Origin of the sequence: Streptomyces sp. NPDC001868, from assembly GCF_040297125.1 — a bacterium.
Lineage (GTDB): Bacteria > Actinomycetota > Actinomycetes > Streptomycetales > Streptomycetaceae > Streptomyces.
Genome location: NZ_JBEOYO010000106.1, coordinates 1 through 10,940 on the forward strand (window position 1 = coordinate 1; position 10,940 = coordinate 10,940).

Here is a 10,940-nt window from a genome sequence, read left to right on the forward strand (position 1 = left end):
GTTCCCCGCGCCCCTAGAGGGCCTGCGGCCCTTTCAGGGGCGCGGGGAACTGCGCGACCAGCCCCCACGCACCCGCACCCGCCGACGCACCGAACCCCCCACCCCCTGACGCGGACTACGCCGACGCCCGTTCGACCTCCCGCGGCTTCAGGTCCGCGTTCTCCAGTACCTCCCGCAGATGCCTCTCGGCCACCGGCAGCACCTCGGCGATGGAGACGTCACGGCCCAGCTCGCCCGCCAGGGAGGCGACCCCGGCGTCACGGATGCCGCAGGGGATGATCCGGTCGAACCACTTGTTGTCCGGGTTCACATTGAGCGCGAAGCCATGCATCGTGACCCCCTTCGCCACCCGGATCCCGATCGCCGCGATCTTGCGGTCCTCGCGCCGCTGCCCGGCGTTGGACGGCGCGTACTCCGGCCCGTTCAGCCGTGGATCGAACTCGTCGTCGGTCATGCGGGGGTCGAGGTCCAGGGAGAGCCCGCCGAGCCGCCGCTCGACCGGATCGCCGAGCACCCAGACCCCGCTGCGGCCCTCGACGCGGGTGGTCGCGACGCCGAACTCCGCGCACGTACGGATCAGGGCCTCTTCGAGCCGCCGGACGTGGGCGACCACGTCCACCGGGCGGGGGAGCTTCTGGATCGGGTAGCCCACCAGCTGACCCGGACCGTGCCAGGTGATCTTGCCGCCGCGGTCGACGTCGATGACGGGCGTGCCGTCGAGGGGGCGCTCGTTGTCGGCCGTGCGCCGACCCGCCGTGTAGACCGGCGGGTGCTCCAGGAGCAGCACGGTGTCGGGGGCCTCGTCGGCGAAGCGCGCCGCGTGCACCCGGCGCTGCTCGTCCCACGCCTCCTGGTACTCGACGGCCTCCGTGCCGAACCCCATGTGGACGAACCGCAACCCGCTCACGGCAAGCGCCTCCCTCGGCGGTGCCGCCGGGCGGCGGCATCGCGATAGCCCTATAGCTCTGATGGCCCTGTCGGCCCTGTCGGCCTTCATGGCTCTGTCAGGCGCGTGACGCGCCCAAGCCACTGTACGACCGTAGGACCGGGCGGTGTTCGAGTGGTGTCCGGCGGCCGTCGTGCGAGGCGCGGGGGTGCGGCCCGACGCCCGTCGTACGCCGTGGCCGCCGGGCGTACGAGGGGCCCGGCCGGCGCGTGTCGGAGGCCGACCACGTCAGCCGTGCGGCAAATCCTCACACGATCGGATGAATGGACGCGGAAGTGTGCGATCAGACGCTTACTCTCCGCTACATTCGCGCCGTTCACAAGGCCGCAAAAGGCTTCTCACCAGGCAATCCGGGAAACCCCGCCGACACCCGGAAGGCAGGAGACCGCACCGCAGATGACGGAACGACCCGCGCAGCGCACCCCCAACCGCCAGCTCGCCGCCCTCATCGCAGAAGCGGGGTTCTCGAACGCGGGACTAGCGCGCCGTGTGGACCAGCTCGGTCTCGAACACGGCCTCGACCTCAGATACGACAAGACGTCCGTCACCCGCTGGCTGCGAGGCCAGCAGCCCCGGGGGACGACACCCGCACTCATCGCCGAGGTGTTCACCCGCCGCCTCGGCCGCCGGCTCACCGCCCAGGACCTCGGACTGGACGCCTGCGCCCCGGTCTACGCGGGCCTGGAGTTCGCCGCGACCCCCGAGGAGGCCATCGACATCGTCGGCGGGCTGTGGCGCAAGGACTCCGGCAGCCACGCCGAGCTTCGCAAGATCGCGTTCACCCCGGCCGGGCTGGTCGTCCCCAGCCGGGACTGGCTGATCGGCCGGGCCGACGACCGGGTGGGCCGGGGTGATCCGGGCGCCACCCGGGTTCCCCCGCAGGGCCGCCCGGTCGTCCCCCGGCAGCGCAGCCAGACCGAGCGCGGCCCCGGCCAGAAGGTCACCGGCGGGGACATCGCCGCCCTCCGCTCGGTGGGGGAGCTGTTCCGCGCCCTCGACGACGCGTACGGCGGCGGCCACGCCCGCCAGGCCCTCGTGCGCTACCTGGAGCACGAGGCCGAGCCCATGCTGCGCGGCGCCTACGGCGAGCAGATCGGCCGACGGCTGTTCGCGGCCGCCGCCGACCTCACCCGGCTGGCCGGCTGGACCTCGTACGACATCGGCGCGCACGGCCTCGCCCAGCGGTACTTCGTGCAGGCGCTCAGGCTGGCGCAGGCGGCGGGGGACCGGGCGTACGGGGCGTATGTGCTCGTCACGATGAGCCGGCAGGCGGTCTATCTGGGGCACGGACGGGAGGCCGTGCAGCTCGCGCGCGTCGCCCAGCAGGGCGTCGGGTCGGCCGTGCCGCCGGTGGTGCAGTCGCTGCTGCACTCCGTCGAGGCGCGCGGGCACGCGGTGCTCGGCGAGGTGCGGGCCTCCACGGCCGCGCTGGTCCGGGCCGAGCGTGCCCTGGAGACGGCCCGCCCCGGGGACGAAGTCCCGTACTGGGCGCGGTTCTTCGACGAGGCCCAGCTCGCCGACGAGTTCGGCCACAGCCACCGCGACCTCCAGCAGTACCGGGCCGCGGCCCAGCACGCCGAACGTTCCCTGCAGTTGCGGGCACCCGCCTACGCCCGAAGCCGCCTGTTCTGCCGCGTCGTCCTCGCCTCGGCCCGGCTCGGGCTCGGGGAGCTGGACCAGGCCTGCCAGTTGGGCGCGGAGGCCGCCGGGCAGGCCGCCGAGATGCGGTCCGTACGGGCCGTGGAGTACGTCCGCGACTTCGAACGGCGACTGGAGCCGTACCGGGACGCGGCACCGGTGAGGGGGTACCGGGACAAGGTGGCGGCGCTCGGATAGGCGTGCGGCTCGACACAGGGGCGCCCGGTGGTGAACCGGGCGCCCCCGTGTCGTTCACGGAGTCTCACGCGGCCGCGTCCAACGGCTCCTCCAGGAACGTCGGGCGGGCGTCCAGGTCGGTCAGGACGGCGTGGGCGGCCCGGCGGGCGGAGTGCAGGGCGCCCTGGACGGTGCTGGTGTCGCGGTGGTCGCCGCAGACGTAGAGGCCGGCCAGCAGACGTACCGGGCGGCGCAGATCGTGCGGCGCGGGCATCGCGGGGACGGCCTCGGGGACGTGGTGCGCGGCGAGGAGTTCCCAGCGGGTCGTCGACGTGCGGTAGAGGCGGGCCAGTTGGGCGCGGACCGTGGCGTCGAGATGCGCGGGGTCCGGGGGAGTGCCGAGGACCGTGGAGGTGATCAGGGCGCGGCCCGCCGGGGCCCGGCTCGGGTCGACCTGGCTGATCACCGCCGTGTGCGAGACGGGCCCGCTGCGGTCGGCGTCCAGGAGCAACGCCGGTTCGCCCAGCGGGGGTTCGTCCGTGGCGTGGTGCAGCACCGTCACCGGGTGGAACTCCGGCACCCGCAGCCCCGGCAGCAGTTCGGCGGCGGACCGGGCGTCCGTGGCCAGCACCACGGCCCGGCAGGCGAGTTCACCGTGGTGCGCCGTCGTCACCGAGGTCGTGCTGATCGCGGTGACCTCGACCCCGGTGCGGACCGAGCCCGGCGGCAGCGCCGCCGCGAGCAGCTCGGGAAGGGTGTCGGCGCCGCCCTCCGGGATGCACAGCCGGCCCGTCGCGAAGGTGTGCAGGGCCAGATCGGCACAGCGGCTGGACGTCCTCAGCGCCGGGTCCGCGAGCAGTGCGGCCAGCAGCGGGCGTACGAAACCGTCGATCGTCCGGGGAGGGAAACCCCGGGCAGCCAGCGCCTGGGCGGCCGGGACCTCCGCCCGGGCGAGGAGCCGCTCGGGCGCGGTCGCGGCGAGCCGGGCCAGGGCCATGGCCAGCCGGGACTGGTCGGCGGGCGCGCCCAGCCGGCCGGGCCGGGTACCCGTGGAACGGACCTGGGGACGGCCCTGGTTGCGGGGGAGCCTGGGGGCGCTTGCGAGGGCGCGTGCGGCGGTGAGTGCGCCCCTCGCGCTCCGCAGGACAGGGGTGGCGCCGGCCCGCTGATGACGGCCGTCGGCATGCAGCAGGACGCCGGGGGCGAACGGCCGCAGGGGCAGGCCGGCCAAGCCCGGAGTGCGGCGCAGTTCCGGGTACGACGTGGAGAGCAACTGCGTCGTCCGGTCGAGGCGGAAGCCGTCGATCTTCTCCGTGGACATCCGGCCGCCGACGGCGGGGGCGGCCTCCAGGACGGTGGTCCTCAGACCCGCCCTGGTCAGATGTCCGGCCGCAGCGAGGCCGGCCACACCGGCTCCTACGACGATGACGTCCACGGTCTCCGTGTCCGCCTGGTACGCCGACTGGTGCACCGACTCAAGCACGTGCCCCTCCCGAGGTCGCGCGGCTGCGGGGGCTTTATGCCCCCAACACCCATCTGAAATACCTGAGTTCGGCACGAGAGTGAAGGCGGGGGACGGTTCGGGGGAAGGAGCGTGTGACCTCGCACGGAGGCATGGGCGGGGTGGGTGTGCGCCGGGCGTTCGGGGGGTGCGGGTTCGTGGGCGACCGCGGGCCCGGTGGGGGCTTCTCGCGCAGTTCCCCGCGCCCCTGAAGATGCAGGCCCTGGCGGGCCTGAAAAGCACGGGGCGCAGCCCCTGCTTCTCAGGGGCGCGGGGAACTGCGCGACCAGCCCCCACCGGACCCGCACCCGGCGACGAACCCCCGCCCCCTCAACCCCCCGCCGCCACCCGAATCGCGTCGTCGATCTCCGGATACGTGAACGTGAACCCGGACTCCAGCAACCGCGCCGGAACGGCCCGCGTGCTGCCGAGGACGTCGCCGGCGACGCCCCCGAGGGCGAGCCGGAGTACGGGCGCGGGCACGGTGAAGAGCGTGGGCCGGTGCAGCACGCGCCCCATCGCCGCCGTGATCTCACGATTGGTCAGCGGGGCTGGCGCCGTCAGGTTGAACGGCCCGGACAGCGACGGCGTGAAGAGGAGATGACGCAGGGCGGCGACCTCGTCGTGCAGGGAGATGAAGCTCCAGTACTGGCGCCCGTCCCCCATCCGCCCGCCGACCCCCGCCTTGAACAGCGGGAACAGCGGCCCCCACGCACCTCCGCCCCGGGCCACCACCAGCCCCGTACGGGCGAACGCGGTACGGATTCCGGCCTCCCGCGCGGCCCCGGTCGCCCCCTCCCACTCCACGCACAACGCGGACAGGAACTCAGAGCCCGGCTCCGCCGACTCGTCCACGACCCGGTCGCCCGTGTAGCCGTAGAAGCCGATCGCGCTGCCGTTGACGAACACGCTGGGCGGGATGTCGAGGGACGCGGCGGCCTCGGCGAGCGTCCGGGTGCCGAGCACCCGGCTGTCGCGGATCCTCGCCTTGTACGCGTCCGTCCAGCGCCGGGACGCGACCCCCGCGCCGGCGAGGTTGACGACGGCCGCGCACCCCGCGAGGCCCGCCATGTCGACCCGTCCCGCGTCCGGGTCCCAGCGCACCTCGCCCCGCGCCCGGGGTGCCCGCCGCACGAGCCGGAGCACCTCGTAGCCGTCGTCGGTGAGGGAGCGGGCCAGCGCCGAACCGATCAGGCCGGACGCCCCGGCGATCGCGATACGGGAACCGGGCGCGAGGGACGATTCAACGGTCATGCCCCCATCCTGCCCGGCGCCGGGCAGAACGGAGGCCCCGGGGGCGCATGACCCGCCCCCGACCGCCGCGTGGCCGCCGTACAGTGGCCGCCATGCCGGTTCCGCACATACGCGCCGCGACCCCCGCCGACGAGGACACACTCGGCCGGCTCGACCGCGACACCTGGTCCACGCTGCACTCCGTCCAGGAACGCCCCACCCGGCCGTACCAGCCGTTCTTCAACGAGCGGTACGGCCCCCACGACCACCTCGTCGCCGAACTCGGCGGCACCGTCGTCGGCTACGTCCGGATCGCCCGGCCCTCCGCGCTCGCCTGCCACACGCACGTCCGCCAGATCCAGGGCCTCGCCGTCGCCGAGCAGGCACGCGGCGCGGGCGTCGCACGGGCGCTGCTGCGCGCCGCACGGGACGAGGCACGCCGCCGAGGAGCCCGCCGCCTCACCCTGCGCGTCCTCGGCCACAACACCGCGGCCAGGAAGCTCTACGAGTCCGAGGGCTTCGTGGTGGAGGGCGTCCTGCCGGAGGAGTTCCTGCTCGACGGGGCGTACGTGGACGACGTGCTGATGGGCTGCCGGCTCTGAGCACTCGCCAGCCGACAGCCCTCACGAGCTCACAAGCTCACAAGCTCACAAGCTCACAAGCTCACAAGCTCATGAAGTCACCAGGTCGCCCGTGTCCACCGCCGCCGTCGCGTTCGCCGCGCGCTCCGCGTCGGAGACGACCTCGTCCACGGTGAGGACGTAACCCGTCTCCGCGTCCGAGGTGGAGCGCGCGAAGACGACACCGAAGACCTGGCCCTCGGTGGTGAGGAGCGGTCCGCCGGAGTTGCCGGGGCGGACGGTGGAGCGGATCGAGTAGATGTCGCGGGTGACCGAATCCGTGTTGTAGATGTTCCGGCCGGTCGCGTCGATCCGGCTGGCGACCGTGGCCGCCTGGAGGTCCAGGCCGCCGTCCTCCGGATAACCGGCCACCACCGCCGCGTCACCCCGCTTGGCGCTGTCGTCGAAACGCAGCAGCGGGGCCCTGAGACCCGGGACGTAGAGCACCGCCACGTCCTTGTCGGGGTCGAAGAGCACGACCTTCGCCTCGTACGCCTTGCCCACGCCGCCCACCCGCACGCTCGGGTCGTCGATGCCCGCCACCACATGGGCGTTGGTCATCACATGCTCGGTGGCGTACACGAAGCCGCTGCCCTCGCGGCCCTGGGTGCCCGCGACGCCCTCGATCTTCACCGTGCTCCGCTTGGCGGCGGCGGTCGCGGACGCGGTGACGCTGTCGCCGGACGGCTTGGCTACCTCGGCCGTCGCCTCGTTCTCGAACGGGTTGAAGACCTGCGGGAAACCCGCCTCCGTGAGCGCGGACGTGGCGTCGGAGAACCAGGCCGGAGTGGTGTCCGGCATGGTGTTCTGCACGGCGCCCAGCAGCGCGGAGTTACGGATCGAGTTGGTCACCACCGCCGACGAGGACGCCGCGAGGACGCTCGCCGCCACCCACGCCACGATCAGCACGGCGACCGTGTTGGCCGCCGCCCCGCCGATGCCGTCGGCCACCCGCAGCGGACTGCGGTCGATCTCCCGGCGCAGCCGCAGCGCCAGCCGCCCCGCCAGTTCGTGCCCGATCACCCCCGGCACCAGCACGGTCAGCACCGCCGTGACCGTCGCCCCCGGGGTCCCCGCCTCGACCAGCTCCATCATCCAGGGCAGCACCCAGACACCTATCGCCGCGCCGCCCACGAAACCGGCGAGGGACACACATCCCGCGACCAGGCCGCGACGGTAACCCGACGCCGCGTAGGCCAGGATCACCAGCATCAGCAGGATGTCGAGCACGTCCACTCCAGCCGCCTCTCTCTAGGGACCCTGTAGTACGCGCGGGGCGCGCGCAGTGATCAGTTACGCCCGCACGGCGACCCGGTGGCCCGCGCGAACCGGCCACCACCGCGCACAGCCGCCCGGAACCGTAAAAACGTCCCGGAGCACGGCGTTGGTTCCTTCCGCTTCCACCGGGTGGCCCACTCCACATCGCGGCCGACGCGCAACCGGGTGACTCTGGGGACATGCGTGTGTTCCGGATGTCACGGGGGGCGCGAATACGACGACCGCGCCGCGGGTGGCGCCGCCGTGTACGGACCCCGCGCGCCCCGGACCCGGTCCGCGAGCATCCACGCCGGTCCAGGGAGCATCCGCGCCGGTGCAGCGAGCATCTACGCCGGACCCACGACCGAATGCGCCTGTCCCACGACCGGATGAGCCTGTCCCACGACCGAATGCGCCGGACCCGCGACCGGCTGCGCCTGGCCTGGGCGCGTGTGAACCCGCCCCGGCCCGTCCTCCTGCTCCTCGCCTGTCTGCCGGGGTTGGCCGCCGTCCTCGCGCTGGTGATCTGCGCGATCGGCGTGGACCGTACGGGACACCGCGCGGGCGGAGCCGACGCGGCCCGGCCCGCGCCGCCGCACCGGGCGCCCCGGCCGCCCATCGTGCCCCGGGCCCGCTGGCTGGAGCTGGAGAAGAAGGTGCCCAGCCAGCCGCCCGCCCGCTACGACGACGAGGTCGCCGCCGTCTTCGTCCACCACACCGACTCGCCCAACGGCTACGACTGCGCCGACGCGCCCCGCATCATCCGCCACCTGTACGCAGGCCAGACCGGAGCCAAGGACTGGGACGACATCGGCTACAACTTCCTCGTCGACCGCTGCGGCACCATCTACGAGGGCCGCGCGGGCGGCGTCGACCGCCCCGTCACCGGCGCCCACACCCAGGGCTTCAACCACCGCACCACCGGGATCGCCGCCCTCGGCACCTTCACCGCCGGTGTGCCCGTCCCGCGGGCCATGACCGACGCGATCGCCGCCCTCGCCGCCTGGAAACTCGGCCTCTCCGACACCGACCCCCGCGGCAGCGTCCGGCTCACCTCCAGCAACAGCCTCAGCCGCTACGCCTCCGGCACCAGCGCCCTGCTGCCCACCCTCGCGGGCCACAGCGACGGCTTCATGACCAGTTGCCCGGGCGCGGCCCTCGCGGAACGCCTGCCCGCCATCAGAGAGCTGGCGGCACGCCTCCAGGGCCGCCGTTGAGCCGGATCATGAGACCGGATCTCATGAGGTTCACAGACAGCGCGCCGCGGCCTCACAGACTTCTCCAAGATCGGCGCCCTACCTTCGTGGTCGTCAAGCCGACCGGAGGTGGGGAAAATGATCAGCAGCCGTACGACGAACACGACGAACACCACGAACACGACGAACGCGTCCCGCGAGCCGAGGAAGTCCTGGTTCTCGGCGCTGCGCAGCCCCTGGACGGTGGCCTGCGCGACCGCCGTCGTCGTCCTCGGCCCGTCCGCCGTCACCGCGTCCGCGCTGGACCGCGCCAACTCCGCGCCCCTGCACGGAGCCTCGGCCCCCGAACACCCGGCTCCCGGCGAGGAACGACGCCCGCACGCCCAGCCTTACCCCACCGAGCAGTACGCGTACGTGCCGCGCGCGTCCAGCCGAGGGCTCAGGGCCTGAAACGTTCCCAGAGCTTCGGGCAGCGCTCCGCGAGCGCGGACTCGTTCTCGAAGTCGAGCGGGGTGCCCTCGGGTTCGCCGGGCGGGGGCGGGATGCCGAGGTCCGGGGCGACGGCGCCGGTGAGCTGCTCGTACGCCTCGTCCGCGGCGTAACCCAGCTCCTCCGCGTCCCCGTCGATCTCCTCGTCGAAGTCGTCCAGCAGATCGGCGAGCGCGTCGGGGTCGTGCACCGCGCCCTCGAAGACCTCCCGGCCCTGGCCGATCAGCCAGCACCGGAAGAAGTCGAACGCGTCGTCACTGGCACCGTCCAGGAGCACCCAGGCGGCGCCCCAAAGGTCCCAGGTGTACGCGCGGTTGTAACGGGACTCGAAGTGCCGCGCGAAGTCCAGCACCGCCTCCGGGTCCAGCCGGCCGAGCCGTTCCACGAGCAGGTCGGCCTGGTCCTCGGGATCGCCCTCGGCGTCCTCGCGGGCCGTGTCCACCAACTCCCAGAACTCCGTCTCGTCCATCACTGGTCCAGCATCGGGCCTTGGCGGGTGGGACGCACGTGGAGAACGTTGGATTGTTATGTCCGGTACGGCGCTCTCCGGGACCTCATACGGTCGCGTACAGCCCCGCGAGCCGGCGCGCGTCGTCCGCGAAGCGCGCCCGCAGGCTCCCGGGGGCCAGCACCTCGGCCTCCGCCCCCAGCGCCGTGAGCTGGGTGTACGCCACCTCCTCCGACTCGACGCGCAGCGTGACGGTGGTCCGGCCGTGCTCGTCGGGGGCCTCGGCCGCCACCGCCAGCGCGTCCCGCGCCGAGACCGGATCCACGACGTACGGCAGCCTCCGCACCCCCTCCGCCGAGAGCCGTACGACGACCTCGGCGCGCAGGATCGACCGGGCGAACCGCTCCGCCTGCGCGTCCCAGTAGGCCGGCAGATCGAACTCCTCGTCGCGGGTGAAGCGGTCGCCGTGGGCGTCGGCGGTGCCGACGGCCTTGAGGCCCTGGGCGGCCTCGACGGTGAGGAAGCGGTCGATGCGGTACGTCCGGAAGGTGCCGGTGCCGGTGCCGATGTCGGTGCCGGAGTTCCCGGAGTTCCCGGAGTTCTCGGCCGGGACGCGGGCGCACAGGTACCAGACGCCGGCCTTGAGGACGAGACCGTACGGCTCCAGCTCCCGCTCGACCTCGGTGTCGCCCCTGCGGTACCGGGCCACGATCCGGCGGTCGTCCCACACGGCGTCCGCCACGGTGGGCAGCAGCTCGGGGGTCTTCGGCTCCTTGAACCAGCTCGGGGCGTCGAGGTGGAACCGCTGGGAGGCCGTACGGGAGGCGTCGCGGAGGGAGGGCAGCAGGGCGGCCGAGACCTTCAGCCGGGCCGCCGAGGCCGCGTCCTCCAACCCCATCTCCCGCAGGGCTCCCGGTACGCCGCTGAGGAACAGGGCCTCGGCCTCGCTCCGGGCGAGGCCTGTCAGTCGCGTCCGGTATCCGCCGATCAGCCGATAGCCGCCGGCTCGGCCACGGTCCGCGTACACCGGTACCCCCGCCTCCGACAGGGCCTGGGCGTCCCGGGTGACGGTTCGCTCGGAGACCTCCAGCTCCTGGGCGAGTTCTGCGGCGGTCATGGAGGGGCGGGACTGGAGCAACAGCACCATCTTGATCAGGCGGGCGGCACGCATACGCCCATGATGCCGCTCCAGTCCGACAGCGATTTTCCCGCCCCCGCCGCCCCTACCCATTCCCATCCCCAGGGGCGCCGCCCCTTCGACCCCGAGGGGTTGGGGGAGGTGGGTTACCTGTTGGGGTGGGTGGGTTGTTTGGGGGTGGGGGTGATTGAGGTTGTGGGGTGGGTGCGGGTGCGTGGGGCTTCTCGCGCAGTTCCCCGCGCCCCTAGAAGCAACGGCCCCTGCGGGCCGTTGAAAAAGCACGGGGCGCAGCCCCTG

Annotated in this window: 10 protein-coding genes; 4 read left to right on the top strand and 6 right to left on the bottom strand. The window is 73.3% G+C overall.

Annotation, left to right across the window (positions count from 1 at the left end):
• Nucleotides 1–115 precede the first annotated feature (115 nt).
• The gene (gene lipB, locus ABT147_RS46275) at nt 116–907 is read right to left on the bottom strand and encodes a lipoyl(octanoyl) transferase LipB (RefSeq protein WP_351418382.1); all 792 of its coding nucleotides are present in this window, start codon (nt 905–907) and stop codon (nt 116–118) included.
• Nucleotides 908–1,342: 435 nt separating this feature from the next.
• Here lipB and ABT147_RS46280 point away from each other — a divergent pair, with 435 nt between their 5' ends.
• Nucleotides 1,343–2,782, top strand: coding sequence for an NsdA family TPR-like regulatory protein (locus tag ABT147_RS46280; protein ID WP_326583347.1), 1,440 nt, complete (start codon nt 1,343–1,345; stop codon nt 2,780–2,782).
• Between the two features lie 64 nt (nt 2,783–2,846).
• Here the strand turns inward: ABT147_RS46280 and ABT147_RS46285 are convergent, their stop codons facing one another.
• Together ABT147_RS46285 and ABT147_RS46290 are read right to left on the bottom strand one after the other, a co-directional pair.
• Nucleotides 2,847–4,244, bottom strand: coding sequence for an NAD(P)/FAD-dependent oxidoreductase (locus tag ABT147_RS46285; RefSeq protein ID WP_351418385.1), 1,398 nt, complete (start codon nt 4,242–4,244; stop codon nt 2,847–2,849).
• A 348-nt stretch (nt 4,245–4,592) separates the two neighbouring features.
• A complete protein-coding gene (locus ABT147_RS46290; protein WP_351418388.1) occupies nt 4,593–5,516 on the bottom strand; it encodes a TIGR01777 family oxidoreductase in 924 nt (307 codons plus the stop codon).
• Between the two features lie 92 nt (nt 5,517–5,608).
• On the opposite strand from ABT147_RS46290, the gene ABT147_RS46295 reads away from it, so the two are divergent.
• A complete protein-coding gene (locus ABT147_RS46295; protein ID WP_351418390.1) occupies nt 5,609–6,097 on the top strand; it encodes a GNAT family N-acetyltransferase in 489 nt (162 codons plus the stop codon).
• Nucleotides 6,098–6,166: 69 nt separating this feature from the next.
• On the opposite strand, the gene ABT147_RS46300 is transcribed toward ABT147_RS46295, so the two are convergent.
• Nucleotides 6,167–7,351, bottom strand: coding sequence for a MarP family serine protease (locus ABT147_RS46300; RefSeq protein ID WP_351418394.1), 1,185 nt, complete (start codon nt 7,349–7,351; stop codon nt 6,167–6,169).
• A gap of 431 nt (nt 7,352–7,782) precedes the next feature.
• Here ABT147_RS46300 and ABT147_RS46305 point away from each other — a divergent pair, with 431 nt between their 5' ends.
• Nucleotides 7,783–8,589 carry a peptidoglycan recognition protein family protein gene (locus tag ABT147_RS46305; protein ID WP_351418400.1) on the top strand — a complete coding sequence of 269 codons (807 nt, stop codon included), beginning with the start codon at nt 7,783–7,785 and terminating at the stop codon, nt 8,587–8,589.
• A gap of 117 nt (nt 8,590–8,706) precedes the next feature.
• On the top strand, nt 8,707–9,018 hold the full coding sequence (locus tag ABT147_RS46310) for a hypothetical protein (protein ID WP_351418396.1): 312 nt from the start codon (nt 8,707–8,709) through the stop codon (nt 9,016–9,018).
• On the opposite strand, the gene ABT147_RS46315 is transcribed toward ABT147_RS46310, so the two are convergent.
• Nucleotides 9,008–9,526, bottom strand: a complete 519-nt coding sequence (locus ABT147_RS46315) for a DUF4240 domain-containing protein (protein WP_351418403.1) — start codon at nt 9,524–9,526, stop codon at nt 9,008–9,010. The genes ABT147_RS46310 and ABT147_RS46315 overlap by 11 nt on opposite strands.
• 85 nt (nt 9,527–9,611) lie before the next feature.
• Nucleotides 9,612–10,676 carry a helix-turn-helix transcriptional regulator gene (locus tag ABT147_RS46320; RefSeq protein ID WP_351418398.1) on the bottom strand — a complete coding sequence of 355 codons (1,065 nt, stop codon included), beginning with the start codon at nt 10,674–10,676 and terminating at the stop codon, nt 9,612–9,614.
• Nucleotides 10,677–10,940: the final 264 nt, after the last annotated feature.

Coding starts and splice junctions, on each gene's coding strand:
- ABT147_RS46280 (WP_326583347.1), top strand. CDS start 1,343: ATGACGGAACGACCCGCGCAGCGCACCCCCAACCGCCAGCTCGCCGCC.
- ABT147_RS46290 (WP_351418388.1), bottom strand. CDS start 5,516: ATGACCGTTGAATCGTCCCTCGCGCCCGGTTCCCGTATCGCGATCGCC.
- ABT147_RS46295 (WP_351418390.1), top strand. CDS start 5,609: ATGCCGGTTCCGCACATACGCGCCGCGACCCCCGCCGACGAGGACACA.
- ABT147_RS46305 (WP_351418400.1), top strand. CDS start 7,783: ATGCGCCGGACCCGCGACCGGCTGCGCCTGGCCTGGGCGCGTGTGAAC.
- ABT147_RS46310 (WP_351418396.1), top strand. CDS start 8,707: ATGATCAGCAGCCGTACGACGAACACGACGAACACCACGAACACGACG.
- ABT147_RS46315 (WP_351418403.1), bottom strand. CDS start 9,526: ATGGACGAGACGGAGTTCTGGGAGTTGGTGGACACGGCCCGCGAGGAC.
- ABT147_RS46320 (WP_351418398.1), bottom strand. CDS start 10,676: ATGCGTGCCGCCCGCCTGATCAAGATGGTGCTGTTGCTCCAGTCCCGC.